The following is a 20,904-nucleotide window of genomic DNA, read 5'->3' on the forward strand; positions in this document are numbered from 1 at the left end:
AAATAGAAATTCAATAAAAAAAATGTTCGGACCTCCGAACATTTTTTTATAAAGAAAAAATTTAAGAGTTTAAAGTGACCCTTGTTTATTTGCTTTTCGCTGGGTTATATACTGATAAACAGAACCTGCAATAAAAAGAATAAAAAGAACAAGGAGGGTTTTACCTATAATTGGATCAGTGATGTCTTTAGCCAAAGGATGCCCTAGTGGAACACGGGTGAATGTTTCATTAACTGTTGGAACAAGGGAAAGGAAAAAGCTAAAGGAAAGTGAGAAGTTTTCAAAATAGCGGGCTCTTTTACTTTTTTGCTTTTTTGAAAAAAGGAAATAGGCCACGGATACCAAAATGATGATAAAGATCGAAAAAGCATGCCCTGGATTAAAGCCACCATGTTTTGAGATACCCAATGCGGTGAGTGATGTAACAAGGGTTCCATAGAAATATACTTTGCCATATGGTTCACTCAGATTAATCCTTCCATATTTAATAAACGATACTAATGCGCCTATTATAGCAGCTATACCTATAATTGTGTGAAAAATTCCTAAACTTGATAGTCCCATTTTATATTATTTTATGTTATAAATTCTATTGTTTTAAAGACGACAGGTTGATAAAAAGTCATCTGTCCGCTTTATTGTTTCTCTAAGAGGAACACTGCAAAATTGCAATAGAAAAGAAAAAATAACTTTGTGATTTCGTTCAATTATTTGGGATTTTGGTTCATAAAAAAAGCATTCTTAAATTAGCTTTAAGAACGCCCGATCCTGTTGGGGAATATTGTAAGAATTATCGAGTAATAGAATATTATTTTAAATGTTTATTTTTCAGTTCCTGACGATAATTTGTAGGACTTAAGTTATATTTATCACCAAAGCTTTTTGTAAAATTTGCCAGATCATTAAATCCACAATCAAAAGCAATATCGGTGATTCGCTGATCCGAAACCAGAAGTAGCTCAGCTGCTTTTTCGAGTTTCTTGTTTTTAATGTAGTTGGCGGGAGTATCATTGTATAGTTTGGCAAATTCTCTTTTAAAAGAAGATACACTTAGATTATTTTGTTCTGCGAGCTGTTCAATTGTTAATTGTGAAAACAAATTAGCTTCAATGATCTGCTTAAAAGTATAAGTTATTGGAGAAAAGAGCTGCGATAATATAACCTGTATCGCTTCTGCATTTTGTGTTTGAGCTAACAACAGTATGATTTCCTTTAGCTTCAGGATCAGGATATCCTCATTAATCAAAGATGGATTCTCAAAATAAAATAATAAGCCTTCAATGTATTTTTGAATTAAAAATTCATTATTTATTTTTTTATTTGACTGATTTGAAATGATATTCCTTGGTGGATGAAGCAATGATGGGAGTTCCCGGTCATAAATTTTCTTTAATATATCCGGATAAAAAGTAACAATTACAATTTCACAATTGCTTTCGGGGTGTGAATTATGTATTTGCTTTCCAGAGCTTATACAATTCAGGAACAATGAATAATTTGTAGGAATATTAATATCCTCGTTATCAATCTGATATTGGAATTCACCTTTTAGAACATATAGAAAACAGGCCTGTTCAGTAACAGGGAAATCAAAATTAAAAGGTGGTGTCAATGCAATTTTTTGCATTAAGGTCTTTCCAAAAAGATCATACTTTTTATAGTCATTTACCATACATTCTATTTATTTGGCCTCTCAGCAGGATTTCAGTAACGGATCCTTCTACTAAGATAGTTTGTTCTTTGCAATTAATAACCTTATTGTTTTTGATTTTAAAACTTGTAAAACTTTCTGCTTACTTTAAAGGCACTTTCTGTAATTGAAACCTATTTGAAGAATTGATGCTTGCCTTCAGGGAGCTGTAATTTTAGGGTTGACGAATTGATCAATAAAAGAAAATGAGGTAGAATTTATATCTACCTCATTTTTGTTTACATTTCTCATTTTCAAATAATAAAAGGGAGATTTACCCTTCTGCATATTTTAGCAGAGCTTAAATTTCTGAGCCGAGTTTTTTTTCTGAAGCAGAGCCTTCTAATAAGGTAGTCAACTCATCACAATATATTACCTTATTGTTTTTAATAGTAAATTCCGCGAAGACCTTATGTTTTACAATTTCCCCATTTTTGAGAACGCTTGTGACAAAATGTTTGGTAAATACTGAAGTTTCATTACTTGCTATATTTTCGAATACCACATTTTGCTGATCTGCTTTTTCTTTTAATTTCTGAATATGCTTTTTAAAAGAATTAAAATCCAAGGTTACATTGTCTACGCTCTGTATATAATCTTCACTAAAGTATTTATTGATCAATGATTCATCGTAGTTTTTATTTTCAATGACATCGGTAAATACTGCTTTTATTAATTTTTCCATTGTTGATATTATTTTCAACAAAAGTACTTAGCATCCGGGTGGCCAATCGATAACAATTGTAAAGAAATATACACTCAACGATTTCTGATTCTACTTAAGCTTACCGGAGTAATACCCAGATAGGATGCAACTAAATGTTGAGGAATACGAAGAATAATTTCAGGATTTGCTTCAAGCAGTTTTTTGTATCGTACCTCCGGTTTGTCCTGTATTTTTGATATCAGTAGTTGCTGATAATCATTGATTCTGCTGATCAGGTATTTATTGAATAAATTTAAGAAATCATTGTTTTCTGATAATTTGTCTATTACCGTTTTTTCTATTGATAATACTGTACAGTTTTCAATTGTTTCAATGGTGTAAGAACTTGGTCTGTTATAAAAAAAACTTTCAGAGGAGCAGAAAATATGATCTTCGAAAAGAAATTGGAAAGAGATTTCTTTACCATCGTAATTTGTCCATCCTCTAAGGATTCCCTTTTTCAGATAATAAAATTTTTTTGAAATGATACCTTCTTCAATAATAATTGTTTTGGGTTTATATTTTTCTTCTTTCCCTGATTTAAATAAAATATCAATTAACTGATTTAATTCCTGATTTTTCATAAGATACAAATAATGATTGGCCTTTTATTGAGGAAAAACGAACTTTTAATTTTACACTGTAAAAAGCCCTTTATAAAAGATGCTTAAAAATACAAATGCAAATAAATTCACAAGCATTTCAAATTTAAAAATAATCCACAAACATACAAAAGCCAATCAAATCCTTCGGTATAGATATTGCTCATTAATTTCTAAGCTAGGTGAGTTAAGATTGTTAAATACTATTTGAGATCGAAAAGCCGAGCCAAACTAACCAATCACACACATTAAAATGAAATTACACTATCGTAGTCTAATAACGGTTTCTATATTAGCTTTATCTTTAGTTAGTTGCGACAGAGATAAATCCGATTCTTCAGATCCTGGTGATGCAGAGATACCTGAAATACCGGTCTCTGAAATCTATGTCTCTGGTTATGAAAGCGGAGATGCAAAATATTGGAAAAATGGTACTGTTACCAATCTTACCAGTGCATCGAGCAGTGGCGGATATGCAACAGGAATAACGGTTGCAGGCAACGATGTATACGTAGCCGGATGGGACGATATTCCTGGCGGAAGAAAGCTCCAATATTGGAAAAACGGTGTTCCAACACAACTTGCTGTTGGCGATCATAACACATTAACAGGCGGCATTGCTGTAAGTGGTAACGATGTTTATGTCACAGGAGCACAAACTGACAGTAATGGAACTAAAGTTGGAAAATGCTGGAAAAATGGTGTGGCTACGAATCTCTCCGACGGTACACCTGGTCATCATACCAATGCTGGTGGAATAGTGGTGGTAGGAAACGATGTTTATATAGCCGGTGGTGAATTTAACGGAAGCCGGGGTGTTGCCAAATATTGGAAAAACGGAGTAGCCGTACCTCTTACCGATGGCACCAAATCAGCACATGCTTATGCCATTGCAGTTGATGGAAGTGATATTTATGTTGCAGGATATGAAGCTAAAACAACTGACGGTGGAAGTCTTCCTATTGCCAAATACTGGAAAAACGGAGTCGCTGTGTCACTCACTGATGGCGCCAATTATAATATTGCAACCGACATTGCCATTTTGGGGAAAAACGTATACGTTTGCGGATATCAAAATAATGGCAGTACCGGAAATACCGCGAAATATTGGAAAAATGGTGTCGCCAGAGATCTTACAAACGGATCACAAGGAGGATCCCAAGCGAATGCTATTGCTCTTTCGGGAGGTGCAGTATATATTGCGGGATATGAAGGGAATTTTGTAACCTATTGGAAAAATGGTGTAGCAACACATCTTTCTAATGGAGGCAGCAGCAGTTCTTCGGGGCTTGCAATCTTTTTGAAAAAATAGAATTATAATTAAAAAGCCTCTTATTAAAATCTTTTTTTTGTATTCTATTTACAAAATAGCAATTATGACATGAATCATCAGATGTAGTCAATAATTTTTTGTTCTTTTGCAAAGCGTTTAATTTTTAAATAAAAGAATGTCGAAATTTGATGATATAAGGCCTTTTTACGACCATGAAGTAAATGATGCATTGCAAAGTATTGCTAAGCATCCTATGATGAAGGCATTGATGCGTTTTACTTTTCCCGATCATGATGAAGAGTTTTGGCTTAAAGAATTTACAAATATCCATTCAATAAGTGATTTTCAACATCATTTTATCTCACAAACTGTCCGCCAGATTCTGAAACAGAGTTCCGAAGGATTAAGTACATCGGGATTTGATCAGTTGGATAAAGATGCTGCGTATTTGTTCGTATCCAGTCACAGAGACATTGTTTTAGATACCTCTCTGCTTAATTTAGTATTGCTGGATCAAGGACTGATTATGACCTCTTCAGCCATTGGTGATAATCTTGTACATAAGAAATTTCTGCATATACTTGCAAAACTCAATCGTAACTTTTTAGTTCAAAGAGGATTACCTATTCGCGAACAGCTGAACAGCTCAAAGGTGATGTCTGAGTATATTTACGATTTATTAACGAAAGAAAACCGTTCAGTCTGGATTGCACAACGTGAGGGCCGAACCAAAGATGGCAACGATGCTACCCAGCAGGGTGTCTTAAAAATGCTTGCTATGGCGGCAGGTGACCAACCGTTAAATGATTTTTTTAAGACATTGAAGATAGTTCCTCTTTCCATTTCATATGAATATGATCCTACAGATGTTCTTAAAATGCCACAACTTATGGCAAAATCAAGAAATGAATTATATGTAAAAGAGAAAGATGAAGACTTTATGACTATGCTCAGTGGAGTATTGGGACAAAAAAAACGTATTCACCTGCATGCAGGTCAAGTTCTTAATACGGAATTTGATGAGATTGTTTCAAAATTCGACAATAAAAATAAACAACTGCAAGCGATCGCTCAGGTCATTGATAATTCCATTATAGAAAATTATAAACTTTGGCCGACCAACTTTATAGCTTATGATTTACTAAATGGAACAAATAAATATTCCGATTACTATACAGAAGATGAGAAAATGCTTTTTGGAAGAAGAATGGAAATGCGTATCGATATTTCTGATTCGGTTCTGAAACAGAGCTTCCTGGCTATGTACGCTAATCCTGTGATCAATAAAATGAAATATTTATAAAGTTTGTTCGCTTCTAAGTAGCCAGGTCTATAATATTGTAGATTTTAATCCGCTACAAGCTACTTGCTGATACACCGAATTCTTTTTTAAATGCAAAAGAGAAATGCGACAGATCCTCAAAGCCTAAATCAAGATATATATCTGTTGGCCTTTGTCTTTTTTGCTCTATAAGAAATCTTGCTTCCTGCAATCGTCTCCTCGTTAGCCAACGATTAGGTGTTTCATTGAAGATGGTTTTAAAATCCCTTTTAAAAGCTGACAAGCTGCGCCCGGTAAGGAAAGCGAAACGTTCCATACTTACATTGAACCTGTAATTTTTTTGCATAAATTCTTCAAGGTCCACACGCCCAGGGAAACCAAAATCAAATAACACATCTGATAATTCGGGATGCAACTGCAACAGGATAAGAAGTAATTCTTCTCTTTTTAAATCAGAGAATGTTTTACTGATGTCTCCAGAACCATTATAATAGGGTTCTAATGAAAGAAGGAAGCTATTGATAAGGTTATCTTTTCTGAGTCTGATAAATGTGTCCTTTGATTCATGATTAAGAAAGCTAATGCTATGCTTCTTTTGAAAATCTCTCAGAAAAATTTCATCGAAGAAAAAGATAATTTTTTCAAATTCATTATTCACTCTCACTTTATTGTATCGTGCCAGTCTATTTTTACGGACAACACAGCTTTCGCCGATTTTGAGTGTATAATGCTTGTTTCCATCATAGCCATTCATGTTGCCTTTTACCAGGAATAAAAAGAAATGTTCGGTGATGAATTCTTCTGCTGAAATGGCAGGACCTACGATACAGGATTTTATTTCTGATATTTTCATGATTTTGCTTGTGATTTTATGTCTTTTACTTCCAAAATAGGAGCCTTATATCCTTTGGATACGCAATTGATCATTGCCAGACCGACTTCCCGCATTGTACAGATCCAATTAGGGAAAAGCAAGTACCATAAAGGAGATAGTACTTCAAAAATACGGTAAACAGATCTTACATTTTTTTGACCTTTTACCGGTTTCATAAAACCGGGACGAAAATTATATACTGCTTTAAAAGATAATTTAAGCAAAGCATTTTCGGTTCGTCCTTTTACTCTGGCCCACATCGCTTTTCCTTTTTCTGTACTATCAGTACGGTTGCCAGAAACATATATAAATGTCATGGCAGGGTTAATTTGAGATAGTATCTCAGCAAATGGAACGACAAAGCCAAATGTTTTTCTGGTAAATGATTCCTCATTTTCACCAACAGCACTTGCTCCTGCGCAAAAAAAGCACCCATCATAGTTTTCCAGATCTTGACGGTAGTTTTTGATGGTTGCAAAATCTTCTACGATCAGTTCTTTTAATTTTTCATGTGTGAGAGTAAGAGGTTTCCTGCTTATGATGAGGACCTCTTTTACCACTTGATTTTCCAGGCAAACAAGCAAAACGCCTTCACCTACTAATCCTGTAGCTCCGGTAATAATTATTTTCATCTATGTTTATTTTACAATATCAAATTTAATCAAACTATTGGCTGTCGCTACAATAGCTTCTTCGGTAGAACGTGGTTTCCATCCTAACACTTTGATGGCCTTTTCACTACTTGCATTCTTTATCATTCCTAAATAAGGAGCAACTGATTTCAATTTAGGATTGAATATGGCCAAAACTTTAATGAACCAGTTGGGTAATTCTTTGGTTGGCACTTTTGATGCTTTTTCACCCAGGTTTTTTCTAAGGACATTTGCTGTATCTATCAGAGAAAAACCTTTCCCTGCAACCGCTATAAAACGTTGGCCATTGGCCTGAGGCATTGTCATCGCCTTAAAGTGCAAATCAGCAACATCACGGACATCCACATATCCAGAAATTATTTTGGGACAGGCTTTCATATCTCCATTAAGCATTTGCTTGATGTTTTGAATAGAATGTGAAAAGTCATCTCCTAATACAGGGCCCAAAACTCCGGTGGGATTTACCACAGACAATTCCATTCCTTTGCCTTCATTTTTTATAAAATCCCAAGCTGCTTTTTCAGAAATTGTTTTCGATTTTTGATAAGGGAATACTGTTTCATTAAGTACTGTCCAGTCTTCTTCTGTATATGGAGTGGTTTTTACAGTACCAAATCCTACAGCACCAAAAGCTGAAGTAAGAACAACTCTTTTTACACCTGCCTTTTTTGCCGCTCGTAATACAAATAGAACACCATTTTTAGCAGGAATTACAAAATCATCTTCAGTCTTTGCATCAGTATGAGGAGTTGGTGATGCAACATGAATGACGTACTGGCATCCTTCGGTTGCTTTTTCCCAACTTGATTCATTCTGTAAATCCGCTTCTACAAATGATAAATCTTCGAATGAATGAAGACCGGCTTCTTTTAACATTTGTTTTACCAATTGTGATTTTTTTAGTGAACGGAGCGTGGCTTTTACTTTGTAGCCATTTTTAAGTAAAGTAATAATGCAGTAAGAAGCTATGAAGCCTGAACCGCCAGTTACCAATACTGTTTCTTTATTTTTCATTTTTGAAAGTTTTGATAGGACAAAGTTCCATCATAAAATGAAGAATAAATTTGTTCAAAAGTCCAAAATTAATTTGTTCAAAAGCTCAGATGTTTTTACAATATCTCCTTTAACTTATAATCTATTATTCACGTTTGCCTTTAAGATAGGCATACATTGCTGTTGCATGTCCGTGCCCTAAATCAAAATCTTCCTTTAACCAGTTGATAATTTCAGTCGCTTTGATATTTGTATTAATAGCACCGTTTTTAGTGAAACCTTTTTCATCTGCAAGAAGTTGGAAGTCTTCCGGTGATTTGCCGGTTTTTTCTTCAATGTTTTTCATGTAAGTTGTAAATGACATAATTATTTGTTTTTAATATTCATAAAATGTTTTTAGCGATGATTATTGATTATGAAACTTCTTCAATATAAGTAATTACAAGGAGAAATACGAATCAATCAAATCAACTTTCCGATCAATACCAAATCTGTAATCGTGGCGCCATCCTTATCAGTAGATTTAAAACGTTTTGTTTGAATAACCTCAAAGTTATTTTCCTGAAATGCTTTGGTTAAATAATCTGCCTGATGATAATAAAGATACACCTGGTCACCTAAACTGGATGTGATTAATCCCGATTTATTGTAGTCATCCTCCATAGTGCTTAGATAAAATACACCACCAGGTTGTAATAATCCGGAGACATTTGCGATTAACTCAACAGCTTCCTCACGAGATAAATAAGGAAGGCAAAAGCCGCAGATGATTCCATTAAATCTCTTTTCAATCTGATTTATTTCCCGACAGTCCATAAGCTGAAATTGTGCAGTAGGATTATTGATCTGGGCAAGATCGAGCATTTTTGATGATAAATCAATTCCCAATATATCGTAATCGGGTTTTCTATCCAACAGGTATTTTGTAATATTTCCAGGACCACAGGCGATATCCAGAATGTCTGCATGATCGGCTGTTATATGATCGCAGAACAAATTAAAAGTGTCAGCAAAGGAACTGACATCCATAAACTTATCCTGGTATATTTTTGCCGCTTTGTCAAATGCTTCAACGGGTTTTAATATTTTCATAATGTGATATTTAGGTATTTAAATGATACTAATTTAACAAATTATAAGTATTCCCAGCTAAATTTTAATAATGAAGAAATAAAGATGTCATGATAAATTAAACTAAAAAAAGCTTCTTATTGACATTTATATAATCAAAATTCAAAATCTAGAAGTAACTTGGAGGCATTACAATGGATACCCAATGAATTATAGAAACTGCCTCTCAATCCTCTCCATAACATCTCAACTTCAGAAATTGGAAGTGAAAATTATTACGACTATTATAGTATCTGCAACTTTTCCCTGTTACATTGGTGCACAGACAACGGAATTTAGTAAAGATAAAGCTGCTTTTGGTAATTGGGGTGTTGAAACTCAGTTTATAAGCAAGTCAATATTGCCGGGCAATGATTTTTATGCTTATGTTAATGACGGATGGTTAAAATCAAAAACCATTCCGACAGGATCCTCGGGGCTAAGTAACTATAGTGAAGTGGGCAATCAGGTTAATGAGAGAATAGCCAAGGTGATTCATGAAGGATCAGACGCAAAAAGTGGGGCAGATAATTCCCAAAAACAAATAGGTGCACTTTACTTAGGTTATCTGGATACTGAAAATATGGATAAACTGGGTATTAAACCAATTCAAAAGGATTTAGAACAGATATTTGCCTTAAGTAGCTATAAGGATGTTGCTAAATGGATGGCAAATCCAAAATCTTTCTCCATTATAGGAATTCGGACGGGACCTGATTTAAATGACAGAAGCAGGTTTCTTGTTACATTAAGTGAAAGTGGTATTGGTTTGCCCGCACCTGAGTGGTATCAAAAACAAGATGGACCTTATCCGGGTTATCGCAAAGCTTATAAAGATTATATTATTCATACTTTCCAGCTTGCAGGTATAAAAAATGCTGATAAAAGAGCCAATGATATTCTGGAGCTTGAAACTAAATTAGCATCAATGCAATGGACACCAGCACAAATACGTGATAGTAAGATTAATTCACATCTGTTGTCTACTTCAGAACTGAATAGGTATGCTCCGGGTTTCCCTTGGAAGACCTTTCTGGCAAGCAGACGGGTAGATCATGTAAGTGAAGTGATATTGCAGGCAGATTCAGCGATAAAAGCAAAAGCTGCTCTATTTGCAAAAACTCCTGTCGAAGTGTGGTCATCTTATTTAGCATTTCATTGGATCGTTAATCATTCTACTATTTTATCAGAAGACTTTCGCAAAAGTCAGTTTGATTTTTATTCTACTGCTTTAAATGGGATTTCAAAGGATATTTCAAGGGAACAGAAATCAATTCGATATGTTAATAATAGGTTGGGGCAAATAGTAGGGAAGTTATATGTAGAAAGGTATTTTCCTCGCGAAACGCTTAAAAGAATCGAGGATTTAGTTGGATATATCCGTAAAGCATTTGCAGTCAGACTTGACAATCTGGATTGGCTCGATGAAAGCAGTAGAAAGGAAGCAAAAGCTAAATTAGATGCAGTAACTGTAAGGATAGGGTATCCTGAAGTTTGGCGGGATTACTCATCAATCAAATTTGACGCTAAAGATCCTATTGGTAATGAGCAACTTATTGCAAAAGCCAACTGGGATTATGAACGTTCACTCCTTCAAAAAGTCTTTACTAGTAAAGATTGGTATCAGGTTCCGCAAACTGTTGATGCAACCAGTAGTAAATTATATAATTCCATAGAATTTCCTGCAGGTATCTTACAACCACCGTTTTTTGATCCATTTGCTGATCCGGCTGTAAACTTTGGCGCCATTGGTGCTATAATAGGACATGAATTGGGACACTGTTTTGATGATGAAGGGTCAAGATTTGATGGACAGGGACTGGTTCATGATTGGTGGACTAATCAGACCCGAAAACAATTCGAAGAGCGAACTAAACTACTTATAGAACAGTATGATTCATTTTCACCTTTAGATGGAATCCATATCAATGGAAAACAAACGCTAGGAGAGAATATTGGGGATCTTACTGGGGCTGAAGTTGCCTATGAAGCTTATCAACTGTATTGTAAAGATTATGCCGATCAACAACGTGTTTTAAATGGATATACTGGTGATCAGCGCTATTTTCTATCTTTCGCTCAGGTTAATCGTAGCCTTTATACTCCGGAAGCCTATCGGATGAACGTATCACAGAACTATCATGCGCCTGCAGAGTACCGTGTAAATGGCGTTGTAAGAAATATGAATGCATGGTATAAGGCTTTCAATATAAATCCAGAAGACAAGTTATACCTATCGCCTGAAAAGAGGGTGCGTATTTGGTAATTCTTACTAGTGTGGGCAGTATAAGTTGTAATAAACATAAATGTTTTGTTATATTGTACGTGAAAAACACACAAAGATGCTTGTTAAAAAAAACATTACTCTAAAAAAATTATTCGAATTTGCAGGACACCATTTATGGTGGCTGGTCCTGTATATGCTTTTTATTGCATTCCTATACGATATTTTGGATTGGAAATGGATTTCTATCCCATCGTTGCCATTATCACTTATTGGAACTGCGGTAGCTTTTTACGTAGGATTTAAAAATAATCAGTCCTATGACAGAGTTTGGGAAGCCCGTAAAATATGGGGAGCTATTGTTAACAGCAGTCGAAGCTGGGGAGTACTGGTGAATGCTTATGTAGGTCATAGCCAACTTTCATCTAGTGAACACAGGAACATAAAAACCAAACTAATATATCAGCATATTGCGTGGCTGTATATTTTAAGAGAACAATTATTGGTACCTACCCAGTGGGAGCATGCCAGTTTGAAATGGTTGTTTGGTAAAGTTGGAGTAAAGCGAAGAGAATTGTATGGGATTGGAATGTATAAGGACTATTTAAATGAAAAACAAAAATTAGATTATTTTTCAACTGCTGACCAATGGAAGGATGCTGCTAATGCTGCCACACAAATTATAAATCTACAATCGCAGTATTTGGCAGAACAGGAAGAGAAAGAACATCTGCACATGAGGAGACAACTTGATATGCAGAAGGTTCTTTGTGATTTTTATGAGCATCAAGGTAGGGCAGAACGCATAAAAAAGTTTCCTTTACCCCGGCAGTATGCCAGTTTAAGCTTTATCTTTATCTGTATTTTTATTTTTTTACTACCTCTTGGTATTGTAGCTGAATTTGAAAAACTGGGTGAGGCTGGTATTTGGTTGATGGTTCCATTTGGAACGGTTGTGGGCTGGGTTTATGTAATGATGGAACTGATAGGTGATTATTCTGAAAATCCATTCGAAGGATTAGCAACCGATATACCCATGCTTTCTATTTGCAGGACCATTGAGATCGATCTGCTGCAGATGTTAGGAGAAACCGAGCTTCCTAAGCCCATACAGCCAATCGATGGTATATTGATGTAGAAAAAATAATAATACCTGAAAAAAGGTTATGCTAAAAAAAGGAAATAAAATTTATTGTCTGAAAAACAGTGAATTTTAGAACCATTTAGTTTTTATTTTTTTTATTTTCAGCTTAATCAACCCTTGCAATAAAACCAGGAACTCCGGTTTTCACAACCTGATTATATCTTTGTCGGATCTGAATGCTGTTAATCTCATCAAAAGCATCTTGTGGCAGGAAATCCACATCAAAATTCTCCTGTGCACGAGCCTTAGTTTTTGGTGTGGTAAGCAAAGCTGTTCCACGTTGGGCTGCCCAACCTAATAATACCTGTGCTGGCGTTTTTCCAATTCGAACAGCAATCTTTAAGATGGTAGGATCTTCAAGTAACCCAGGTCTTATTCCATGACCTAATGGTGCAAAAGCCAAGAACACAATATCATTTTCTTTGCAGAAATTTAGAAGTTCTGTTTCCGGTAAATAGGGGTGTGATTCGATCTGAACTACAGTGGGTTTGATTCTTGCTGATTGGTAAATAGAGGAAAGTATTTCCAAGCTGACATCAGACAATCCGATATGGCGGACTTTACCATCGTCTACAAGATTTTCCATAGTCCTCCAGGTGTCTGATAACGTGATTTCATGGTCATAAATTGTATGGCCATTTTCATCCCGTGGATCCTGATCATCTCCCGGTTGAAAAGCAAATGGAGTGTGAATAAGATAGGCATCCATATAATCAAGACCCAATCGTTCCAAGCTTGCTTCAAATGCGGCCTCAACGCGATCGGGACGATGGTTGGTATTCCATAACTTTCCTGTAACAAAGATCTCTTCACGTTTAATACCTGCTGTCGCAAGTCCTTCACGTAACGCTTTCCCTACTTCGCGTTCATTTTGATATCGCTCGGCACAGTCGAAGTGTCGAAATCCAGCTTCTAAAGCATCTATAGTTGCACTTACCGTAAGAACGGGATCAGGAATTAATGTTCCAAATCCGAGTACAGGCATACCAATTTTATTATTTATTGTTTCCATTTTATAAAATGTATGATGGTTAATTAAGGCTTCAAATTTTTCACCTCTTTCTCATACAAATGTCAACAGAATTAATAAGATAGTTATGTGACCCACATCACATAAATAGAAATGTGGTAGACTTTATGACCAACTGAGTAATGATGCTGTTTGCCAGATTTTCATTCCTTTTTTAGCTTTTCTTCTTTCTTTTTATACCAAAGATAAGTTTCCTTTTGGGATGCGTTTTGTAATTGCTCGGGCTGATATTGTGAGATACTTTGACCTTTGTTATTTAATATCCTCTTTTTGGTGTTATCATTAAGTTGCATTTTTATGATCGTATCGATCTCTTGCATCATTTTTTTATCTGTAATCGGAAAAGCGACTTCTATCCTACGGTTCAGGTTTCTGCTGAGCATATCTGCAGAAGAAAGATAAATTTTTTCTTCACCATCGTTATGAAATTTATAAATACGTGAATGCTCCAGAAAACGGTCTACGATCCTGTAAATTTTGATGTTTTCGGTATATCCCTTGATTCCGGGTAATAATGTACAGATACCTCTTACAATAAGGGTAATTTCAACTTTTGAATTATTGGCTTCAATTAATTTACTGATAATATCTTTGTCATTCAATCCGTTAACCTTTAGAAATATAGCCGCTTTCTTACCATTTTCAGCGTTTTGGATCTCAATATCAATATGTTTTAGAATATTTTCTTTCAGATTAAATCCTGCCACCCATAAATTAGAAATAATGTATTTTTTCTCTTTGGTTCTAAAAAAACGAAATACCTGTTTTAAGTCTTCTGTATATTCTTTTTCAGAGGTGAAAAGACCAAAATCAGTGTATGTTTCTGCAGTGTTTTCATTGAAGTTTCCTGTGGAAAGGTAGGCGTAATTTTTTGTTTTTTTTTCGTTTTTCAAAGTAAACAATGCTACTTTCGCGTGTACCTTCAGGTTGGGCATGCTGTAAATGATTTTAATTCCTGCCTTTTGCATCTCATTAGCCCAGAACAGATTGTTGTTTTCATCAAATCGTGCTTTTACTTCTACAAAAACAGTTACTTTTTTTCCGTTTTTTGCAGCACTGATAAGGGCATTGGCGATGAGTGATTGTGAGGATATTCTGTATAACGTTACCTTTATTTCCGTGATGTCTTTATGAATAGCAGCTTCATTAAAGAACTGTAGAACATAATGATAAGATTGATAAGGAAAATGAATCAGTTGGTTTTCATTATCAATAATGTCAAACATTGATCTTTTACTTTCAAAAGGGATATGTTTTGCCGGTGGAAAGTTCTCATTTTGAAGATTTGGAAAATTGGGATTCGGGAATTTAAACAAATCAAAAAAATTATGATGGGTCCCACCCACAATCATTTCATCCTCTTTAAGATTAAAGGATTTTTTACAAAGAATCAATAGATCCTCAGGCATATTGAAATCATATAAAAAACGTGTTGATGAACCTGATTTTCGCTCAAGAACCTTCTTTTTTATTTTAGATACTAGATTTCCGCTTGCTTCGTCATCGATCTGGTAATTTTCATCCCTGTTGAGTTTAATGGCAAAGGCTGTGATAATTTCCTGATCGGTAAATATGTAGTGCAGACACCGTTTGATAATGGTATCTATAGAGATGATATAACTTTTTCCTTTATGACTGCTTAATATTTTGTATCGGTTCAGTTTATCTGAAGGAATATTGATATAGCAATATCTGATTTCACCATTTTTTGCCTTTAATTTAATAAGTAAATAAAGCTGCCGGTTATTTAAAAAATATTCCTGCTTTTCGTCTTCAGAGAGATAAACGATCTGTATGTAAGAAAGAATGGTTGTTTTAAAATAACTTTCAATCTCATCCGAATGCAAAGGAAGTAATGGTTGCTTTTCGTAATAGATAATTTTGCTATCCTCTAATTCCGGAACGATTTGTTCCTTCCATATGGAACCAAATTTATTCTGTTGACGGTTTATTTCCTTTTTCACTTTTTCAAACAATGTGATCTTTTCAGGAATTGAATGCAGATCACTGATCTTTACACGATAAAATTCATCCAGATTAGAGGAATGAATGGCAAGAAATTTTATTCTTTCGTATAAAGGATTTGTTTTATCAGCGGCTTCCTGTAAAACACAGTCATTAAAAGATAACCAGGATAATTCAGATGGTAGGATATATTTTTTAGGCATTTTGTACTAGTTGGATTGAAACACAAATAAAGATAGAAGTCAATAACTTCTAAGCTTATAAAGTTGTCTTTTTTTAACCTTTCTTAAGCTATATTTTAATGTGAAATTAGCATAATTTTTTCTATCGAAACGATAATTAACGGATACTTTGCAAAATGTTAACAATAGAGAATGATATTTTCATAACGGTATTCTTTAATAATTATAAACCCAAATTAGTAAAAACACCAATATTTCAAATAATGAATAAAAAATGAACACAGTAACTGGATTTCTTTTTTGAGTTCCTCTTATGGTTTTGTATTTTTAAGGTCAGAATATATAAACCATGAAACTTAAAATAAAGGAAGAAAATACGGGTGGCGAATTAATGTTCTTTAGAGACGAACCTGGTTTTGACCGGTTGTTTTTTACCAGAGACAGGTTTAATAAATACTTTACTATTGCCTGGAATCCTGGAAAAAGTCAGCAGGTTAAAGTTGATGGAAAGGAATACGAATTTCCTTCCCATTCTTTGCTGACCCTTTTGTTTAATCAGACTTTCAGTTTTGAAGACTCTTCAAATATTATTGTATGGCAGTTTAATCGGGAATTCTATTGTATTATTGATCATGATAGTGAGGTGAGTTGTGTTGGATTTTTATTCAGCAGTACAGATCATATGCTTGTAAAACTGGATGAATCTGCTCAGAAAAAATTACAGTTGTTATCGGATATTTTCATTGAAGAATTCGGGACTTCTGATCTTATTCAAAATGAGATGCTGCTCGTGTTACTGAAGCGACTGATCATTTATGTGACAGGGCTGGCTAAATCAGAGTATATCCCGGTTCTGAAAAGTCAGGAAGACCGGTTTCATATTGTGAGGAAATTTAACCTATTGGTAGAAGCGAATTTTAAAGAAGAGCATTCAGTAAGTTTTTATGCAGAACAACTTTTTAAATCCCCTAAAACCTTATCTAACCTATTTGCAATATACAATCAAAAAACACCTTCACAGATCATCCAAACGAGGATCATCCTGGAAGCTAAAAGACTTTTACTGTATACCGATAGATCTGTAAAGAATATCACTTTTGAACTTGGCTTTGAAGATGTATCTTATTTTTCCAATTTCTTTAAGAAAAATGCCGGTGTATCTCCTTCTGACTTCAGAAATTCACTTGAAATATCAAAAGAAGGGAAATAACTACAACTAACCGGGGAATATGCCCACAGGTTGCACCTCTTTTTCAGCGCATCTTTGTGGTGTTGATTCGAACAAAAACTTCAACAACTAAAGAAATGAAAAAGCAAACTTTTATGAGTACATTAAAAAGCGGTATCATAGCATTGGCAACCGTTCTTTTTTCCACCACTGCATTAGTAAATGCACAGACTATAAAAAATGTAGTATTGGTACATGGTGCCTTCGCTGATGGTTCCGGGTATAAAGGTGTTTATGACGTACTTACAAAACAGGGTTACCACGTTACTGTAGTACAAAATCCATTATCCTCTCTGGAAGATGATGTAAAAGCAACAAAGCTGGCACTGGACGCTCAGGACGGACCAACGATTCTTGCTGGGCACTCATGGGGTGGAGCAGTTATTACTCAGGCTGGAAATCATCCAAAAGTAGCTGGACTGGTTTATATTGCAGCATTCCAACCTGACAACGGAGAAACGGCCTTACAATGGTTTCAGACCATGAAACCTGCCCCTGAAAATGGAGTATTGCCTCCGGATGAAAAAGGGATTGTTTATTATGATAAGGCAAAATTTCATGCAGGCTTTTGTGCAGATGTCAGCAATGAATTAGCTGATTTTATGTATGCTTCACAAGGTGCATTCAATGGCCAGTGTTTTGTAACACCAATTACAGATGCAGCATGGAGAAATAAACCAACTTACGGGATAATAGCTACTGAAGATAAAAGTATTCATCCGGACATCCAACGTAATATGTACAAACGTTCTAATACTAAAGTTACAGAGATCAAAGGAAGTCATGCTGTTTTTATCTCTCAACCTCAAAAAGTGGCTGCAGTAATTATGAAGGCCGCGAAAGAAATAGCAGAAAAATAATTAAGGACACTGATATAATTTTACAAAGTTCTTGTCTGATTTTAAACAAAAACCGGGTGTATATACCCGGTTTTTTAGATAAAAAGATTTAGATGATGTGATTTTTCTTTAATTTAATAATCTAAATGCTTTTGGTGAAACACCCGTTTTTGTTTTAAACAATTTGGTGAAATGAGACTGGTGCTCAAATCCTAAGTCATAAGCGATTTCACTGATGGATCTGTCCGAACCCCATAACAAGGTCTTTGCTCTGTCAACCAGTTGCAAGTGAATATGTTCCATAGTACTTTTTCCTGTATATTTGCTTAATAGATCCGACAGATAATTGGTGGAGAGATTTAATTTTGAAGCAAAATAACTAACAGATGGTAATCCTGTCTCAATAAGACTTTCTACAGAAAAATATTCTATAAGTAATGCCTCAAATTTCTGTACGATATCTTTGCTTACCTTCTCTCTTGTTATAAACTGGCGGTCGTAATAGCGATTGCAATAATTCAATAACAATTCCAGATTGTTTACAATTAGAGATTGGGTATGCTTATCTATATTTTGTGAATACTCTTTTTCAATTTTTAAAAAACAATCTTTCAAATCCAGTTTTTCATTTTCTGATACATGAAGGGCTTCGTTTATATCATAATTAAAAAAAGAATACGTATTGATCTGTTTGCCCAGATTTGTTGAGTGGATCAAATCCGGATGAAAGAAAAGTCCCCAGCCTTCCTCGCAATTAATATCAGGATCTGGTGATATTGCCTGATTTGGTGCCGTAAACATCAATGATCCTTCGTCAAAATCGTAGTGGCCTTTGCCGTAATTTAAAATACCTCTGAAGGTCTTACAATAGATAGTATAAAAACCTAATGTATAAAAGATATCCTTACTTCGGTAGCCTCTGGTGACATTTTTGGAAAGTTCAAAAACAGAAATTAACGGATGTCTTGGTGGAGATAATCCTATTAATTGATGTGCCTCGCTAATGCTTGCTATGTTTTTGTATGTTGGCATATGAATAATATCAATATAAAGGTACAATAAACAGATAACTCCAACAATAATCAAATTGGTTGATTATCATAAACCTATATGGCTCATCATCATTTTTTTGAAGTCTATATCTCCAGATTCTTCTTTTGCCCGGATAAGCTGTAGTGCATCGGCTCCTACAGGATACCGAAGCTTATCTGTACGGTCTGTTGCCGCTTCATAAATAGCTTCAGCTACTTCATTGATGTTTTTGTTCCCCCGATCCGGAGTACTTGCAAACGCGGTTAATTTATCAAAACCTGGTTTGTAATCCTCAAGTCCGTCAATTCCGAACATGGCTAGAGAACGGTTACCAAAATCAGTTCTGTAACTGCCAGGTTCAATAAGCTTTAGTTTAATGCCTAATGGGTTGAGTTCATATTGCATGGCTTCTGTAAGTCCTTCCACAGCAAACTTTGTAGCATGATACAAGGAACCAAATGGAAATGTTATTTTGCCGCCCATAGATGATATGTTGATGATAACGCCCTCTTTGTTTTGGCGCATAAAAGGTAAAACAGCTTTTGTTACATCGATAAGCCCAAACAGATTTACATCGAATTGTTGTTTGATCAGTTCATCTGTTGCCGCTTCAATAGCACCAATAGCACCATATCCGGCATTATTAAGCAGGATATCAATTTTTCCAAACTGACTAATTCCTGCATTTACAGCTTCCTGAATACTTTGTTTATTTGTTACATCAAGTTGGGTAACAAAAACATTATTAAGTTTATTTAGCTCATTTTCCTTTTCAGGTGACCGCATGGAAGCAATAACATTCCATCCGTTTTTTTGAAATAGCTTTGTTGTTTCTCTGCCGAAGCCAGATGAGGCTCCCGTGATTAATATGGTCTTTTGCATTGTGATATTTTTTAAATTCTATACAAAATTCCTAAAAACGAGAGGATATTATTTATACATTTCAAGGAGCTTCTTATACATTTCTCTGAAAAGGTAAATTGTTGTCTTTCATATAATATGATGAACCTGTATGCTCCTTTGCCAGACTTATCATTCCTTTTGTTGGTATATTAATGAATAGAATATTATATATCCTGATTTTCGCTGAAGTCTGTTTCTTTTAAAAGCAACAGCCAGATATTGTCTTTAAATTTTTCCCTGAAGATTCCAAAATGTCCAATATCATTGGTATTAAAATCTTTTGAAGCAAGATGAATTCTTGTAATATCTGCATCTTCATATCTTGCCGTTAGCCAGTCTACTGCTGCAACAGGAGCGAAATAATCATTTTCAATGCTGATAGAAGTCAGAGATACCTTTATGTTTTTAAAGAACAAGTCTTCTTCTGCTGTGTTTTCAAAAAGATATTCTGGAGATAAACACCATTTCATCCATTGTTTTGCAACATTTTTAGGAAGATTTTCCATTCCGCTGATTCTCTTTGAGGGTAAATAGCCAAAAACTTTAATAAGGACTGGAAAGAGAATCGTCCAATAGGTCCATAATTTATATCTTTCAAATCCATTCCAAAATTTCCAGTATCCACTTTGTGCGGCAACGAGGATGATTTTATGAGTTTTTGAAGCTGATTTTGATAATCCAATCAGTTGCCCACCTATACTGTGTCCCAATAAAGTGATCTTAGAATCCGGGTAATTTTTTTCTGAAAACTCTATAACAGAGGTCAAGTCTGTATTACCCCAGTCGACAGCATTATTGTTTAAATTTTTAAGAGGTTTTTTAAGAGATTTTCCAATTCCTAAATAGTCAAACGTAATAACTGAAATTCCTTTTTCGCATATGAATTGGGCAAATTTTTTATAATAGGATTGTTTTACTCCGGTAGCAGAAGATATGATGAGGATGGTAGTGTTTCCTGGAGAATCAAAGATATTTGCAGAAATAGAATGGCCTTTATCAGTAAGAATTTCTACTGTTTTCATCGTATTGAAAATATTTTATCAGAATAAATAATAATCTTTTTCTTCTCATTTTTTGTAAAAGAATAATACATAATGTTTTATAAATGTAAGGTTTTATTTTTTTGACAAAAGAGAATAAAAGCTATTTAAAGAGGGATACATAATTTTTCTTG

General features: G+C 34.7%; 20 protein-coding genes. 6 read left to right on the top strand and 14 right to left on the bottom strand.

What is annotated here, in order from left to right; genetic code table 11:
* Positions 1 to 69 precede the first annotated feature (69 nt).
* From NG806_RS03120 to NG806_RS03135, 4 genes are all read right to left on the bottom strand, one after another.
* Positions 70 to 564 carry a hypothetical protein gene (locus NG806_RS03120; protein WP_261511939.1) on the bottom strand — a complete coding sequence of 165 codons (495 nt, stop codon included), beginning with the start codon at positions 562 to 564 and terminating at the stop codon, positions 70 to 72.
* A 244-nt stretch (positions 565 to 808) separates the two neighbouring features.
* Positions 809 to 1,672 carry a helix-turn-helix domain-containing protein gene (locus NG806_RS03125; RefSeq protein ID WP_214825780.1) on the bottom strand — a complete coding sequence of 288 codons (864 nt, stop codon included), beginning with the start codon at positions 1,670 to 1,672 and terminating at the stop codon, positions 809 to 811.
* Positions 1,673 to 1,991: 319 nt separating this feature from the next.
* Entirely contained in the window at positions 1,992 to 2,375 is a 384-nt protein-coding gene (locus tag NG806_RS03130) for a hypothetical protein (RefSeq protein ID WP_214825778.1), read from the bottom strand.
* A gap of 74 nt (positions 2,376 to 2,449) precedes the next feature.
* Positions 2,450 to 2,980, bottom strand: coding sequence for a Crp/Fnr family transcriptional regulator (locus NG806_RS03135; RefSeq protein WP_214825776.1), 531 nt, complete (start codon positions 2,978 to 2,980; stop codon positions 2,450 to 2,452).
* Positions 2,981 to 3,251: 271 nt separating this feature from the next.
* Between NG806_RS03135 and NG806_RS03140 the strand changes: the two genes are divergently transcribed.
* Both NG806_RS03140 and NG806_RS03145 read left to right on the top strand, forming a co-directional pair.
* Entirely contained in the window at positions 3,252 to 4,310 is a 1,059-nt protein-coding gene (locus tag NG806_RS03140; protein WP_261511940.1) for a hypothetical protein, read from the top strand.
* 136 nt (positions 4,311 to 4,446) lie between these two features.
* The gene (locus NG806_RS03145; protein ID WP_261511941.1) at positions 4,447 to 5,574 is read left to right on the top strand and encodes a lysophospholipid acyltransferase family protein; all 1,128 of its coding nucleotides are present in this window, start codon (positions 4,447 to 4,449) and stop codon (positions 5,572 to 5,574) included.
* A 52-nt stretch (positions 5,575 to 5,626) separates the two neighbouring features.
* Here the strand turns inward: NG806_RS03145 and NG806_RS03150 are convergent, their stop codons facing one another.
* The 5 genes from NG806_RS03150 to NG806_RS03170 all read right to left on the bottom strand — a co-directional run bounded on the left by NG806_RS03150 (position 5,627) and on the right by NG806_RS03170 (position 9,165).
* Positions 5,627 to 6,406 carry a helix-turn-helix domain-containing protein gene (locus NG806_RS03150; protein WP_261511942.1) on the bottom strand — a complete coding sequence of 260 codons (780 nt, stop codon included), beginning with the start codon at positions 6,404 to 6,406 and terminating at the stop codon, positions 5,627 to 5,629.
* Positions 6,403 to 7,059 (bottom strand): NAD-dependent epimerase/dehydratase family protein, encoded by a 657-nt coding sequence (locus NG806_RS03155; RefSeq protein WP_261511943.1) that lies wholly within the window; start codon positions 7,057 to 7,059, stop codon positions 6,403 to 6,405. Before NG806_RS03155 ends, NG806_RS03150 begins: the two co-directional genes overlap by 4 nt.
* A 6-nt stretch (positions 7,060 to 7,065) precedes the next feature.
* Positions 7,066 to 8,094, bottom strand: a complete 1,029-nt coding sequence (locus tag NG806_RS03160) for an SDR family oxidoreductase (protein WP_214825766.1) — start codon at positions 8,092 to 8,094, stop codon at positions 7,066 to 7,068.
* 124 nt (positions 8,095 to 8,218) lie between these two features.
* Positions 8,219 to 8,437 carry a DUF4287 domain-containing protein gene (locus tag NG806_RS03165; RefSeq protein ID WP_214825764.1) on the bottom strand — a complete coding sequence of 73 codons (219 nt, stop codon included), beginning with the start codon at positions 8,435 to 8,437 and terminating at the stop codon, positions 8,219 to 8,221.
* Between the two features lie 98 nt (positions 8,438 to 8,535).
* Positions 8,536 to 9,165, bottom strand: a complete 630-nt coding sequence (locus NG806_RS03170) for a class I SAM-dependent methyltransferase (protein WP_214825762.1) — start codon at positions 9,163 to 9,165, stop codon at positions 8,536 to 8,538.
* A 184-nt stretch (positions 9,166 to 9,349) separates the two neighbouring features.
* On the opposite strand from NG806_RS03170, the gene NG806_RS03175 reads away from it, so the two are divergent.
* Positions 9,350 to 11,449: a M13 family metallopeptidase gene (locus NG806_RS03175; RefSeq protein ID WP_261511944.1), complete on the top strand. Its 2,100-nt coding sequence runs from the start codon at positions 9,350 to 9,352 to the stop codon at positions 11,447 to 11,449.
* A 76-nt stretch (positions 11,450 to 11,525) separates the two neighbouring features.
* Positions 11,526 to 12,545, top strand: coding sequence for a bestrophin family protein (locus tag NG806_RS03180; RefSeq protein WP_261511945.1), 1,020 nt, complete (start codon positions 11,526 to 11,528; stop codon positions 12,543 to 12,545).
* A gap of 112 nt (positions 12,546 to 12,657) precedes the next feature.
* Here the strand turns inward: NG806_RS03180 and NG806_RS03185 are convergent, their stop codons facing one another.
* Positions 12,658 to 13,563 carry an aldo/keto reductase gene (locus NG806_RS03185; RefSeq protein ID WP_261511947.1) on the bottom strand — a complete coding sequence of 302 codons (906 nt, stop codon included), beginning with the start codon at positions 13,561 to 13,563 and terminating at the stop codon, positions 12,658 to 12,660.
* 161 nt (positions 13,564 to 13,724) lie between these two features.
* Positions 13,725 to 15,749, bottom strand: coding sequence for a polyphosphate kinase 1 (gene ppk1, locus NG806_RS03190; protein ID WP_261511948.1), 2,025 nt, complete (start codon positions 15,747 to 15,749; stop codon positions 13,725 to 13,727).
* Positions 15,750 to 16,077: 328 nt separating this feature from the next.
* Between ppk1 and NG806_RS03195 the strand changes: the two genes are divergently transcribed.
* The gene (locus NG806_RS03195) at positions 16,078 to 16,938 is read left to right on the top strand and encodes a helix-turn-helix domain-containing protein (protein WP_261511949.1); all 861 of its coding nucleotides are present in this window, start codon (positions 16,078 to 16,080) and stop codon (positions 16,936 to 16,938) included.
* A gap of 95 nt (positions 16,939 to 17,033) precedes the next feature.
* Entirely contained in the window at positions 17,034 to 17,816 is a 783-nt protein-coding gene (locus NG806_RS03200) for an alpha/beta hydrolase (protein ID WP_261511950.1), read from the top strand.
* 108 nt (positions 17,817 to 17,924) lie between these two features.
* Here NG806_RS03200 and NG806_RS03205 read toward each other — a convergent pair whose 3' ends face one another.
* The 3 genes from NG806_RS03205 to NG806_RS03215 all read right to left on the bottom strand — a co-directional run bounded on the left by NG806_RS03205 (position 17,925) and on the right by NG806_RS03215 (position 20,752).
* Positions 17,925 to 18,827: a helix-turn-helix domain-containing protein gene (locus tag NG806_RS03205; RefSeq protein ID WP_214825741.1), complete on the bottom strand. Its 903-nt coding sequence runs from the start codon at positions 18,825 to 18,827 to the stop codon at positions 17,925 to 17,927.
* A 66-nt stretch (positions 18,828 to 18,893) separates the two neighbouring features.
* Positions 18,894 to 19,709, bottom strand: coding sequence for an SDR family oxidoreductase (locus tag NG806_RS03210; protein WP_214825740.1), 816 nt, complete (start codon positions 19,707 to 19,709; stop codon positions 18,894 to 18,896).
* 185 nt (positions 19,710 to 19,894) lie between these two features.
* Positions 19,895 to 20,752, bottom strand: a complete 858-nt coding sequence (locus NG806_RS03215) for an alpha/beta hydrolase family protein (protein ID WP_261511951.1) — start codon at positions 20,750 to 20,752, stop codon at positions 19,895 to 19,897.
* Positions 20,753 to 20,904: the final 152 nt, after the last annotated feature.

The sequence above is a fragment of the Chryseobacterium paludis genome (assembly GCF_025403485.1).
Classification (GTDB): Bacteria; Bacteroidota; Bacteroidia; order Flavobacteriales; family Weeksellaceae; genus Chryseobacterium; species Chryseobacterium paludis.

Coding starts and splice junctions, on each gene's coding strand:
- NG806_RS03120 (WP_261511939.1), bottom strand. CDS start 564: ATGGGACTATCAAGTTTAGGAATTTTTCACACAATTATAGGTATAGCT.
- NG806_RS03125 (WP_214825780.1), bottom strand. CDS start 1,672: ATGGTAAATGACTATAAAAAGTATGATCTTTTTGGAAAGACCTTAATG.
- NG806_RS03130 (WP_214825778.1), bottom strand. CDS start 2,375: ATGGAAAAATTAATAAAAGCAGTATTTACCGATGTCATTGAAAATAAA.
- NG806_RS03135 (WP_214825776.1), bottom strand. CDS start 2,980: ATGAAAAATCAGGAATTAAATCAGTTAATTGATATTTTATTTAAATCA.
- NG806_RS03140 (WP_261511940.1), top strand. CDS start 3,252: ATGAAATTACACTATCGTAGTCTAATAACGGTTTCTATATTAGCTTTA.
- NG806_RS03145 (WP_261511941.1), top strand. CDS start 4,447: ATGTCGAAATTTGATGATATAAGGCCTTTTTACGACCATGAAGTAAAT.
- NG806_RS03150 (WP_261511942.1), bottom strand. CDS start 6,406: ATGAAAATATCAGAAATAAAATCCTGTATCGTAGGTCCTGCCATTTCA.
- NG806_RS03155 (WP_261511943.1), bottom strand. CDS start 7,059: ATGAAAATAATTATTACCGGAGCTACAGGATTAGTAGGTGAAGGCGTT.
- NG806_RS03160 (WP_214825766.1), bottom strand. CDS start 8,094: ATGAAAAATAAAGAAACAGTATTGGTAACTGGCGGTTCAGGCTTCATA.
- NG806_RS03165 (WP_214825764.1), bottom strand. CDS start 8,437: ATGTCATTTACAACTTACATGAAAAACATTGAAGAAAAAACCGGCAAA.
- NG806_RS03170 (WP_214825762.1), bottom strand. CDS start 9,165: ATGAAAATATTAAAACCCGTTGAAGCATTTGACAAAGCGGCAAAAATA.
- NG806_RS03175 (WP_261511944.1), top strand. CDS start 9,350: ATGAATTATAGAAACTGCCTCTCAATCCTCTCCATAACATCTCAACTT.
- NG806_RS03180 (WP_261511945.1), top strand. CDS start 11,526: ATGCTTGTTAAAAAAAACATTACTCTAAAAAAATTATTCGAATTTGCA.
- NG806_RS03185 (WP_261511947.1), bottom strand. CDS start 13,563: ATGGAAACAATAAATAATAAAATTGGTATGCCTGTACTCGGATTTGGA.
- ppk1 (WP_261511948.1), bottom strand. CDS start 15,749: ATGCCTAAAAAATATATCCTACCATCTGAATTATCCTGGTTATCTTTT.
- NG806_RS03195 (WP_261511949.1), top strand. CDS start 16,078: ATGAAACTTAAAATAAAGGAAGAAAATACGGGTGGCGAATTAATGTTC.
- NG806_RS03200 (WP_261511950.1), top strand. CDS start 17,034: ATGAAAAAGCAAACTTTTATGAGTACATTAAAAAGCGGTATCATAGCA.
- NG806_RS03205 (WP_214825741.1), bottom strand. CDS start 18,827: ATGCCAACATACAAAAACATAGCAAGCATTAGCGAGGCACATCAATTA.
- NG806_RS03210 (WP_214825740.1), bottom strand. CDS start 19,709: ATGCAAAAGACCATATTAATCACGGGAGCCTCATCTGGCTTCGGCAGA.
- NG806_RS03215 (WP_261511951.1), bottom strand. CDS start 20,752: ATGAAAACAGTAGAAATTCTTACTGATAAAGGCCATTCTATTTCTGCA.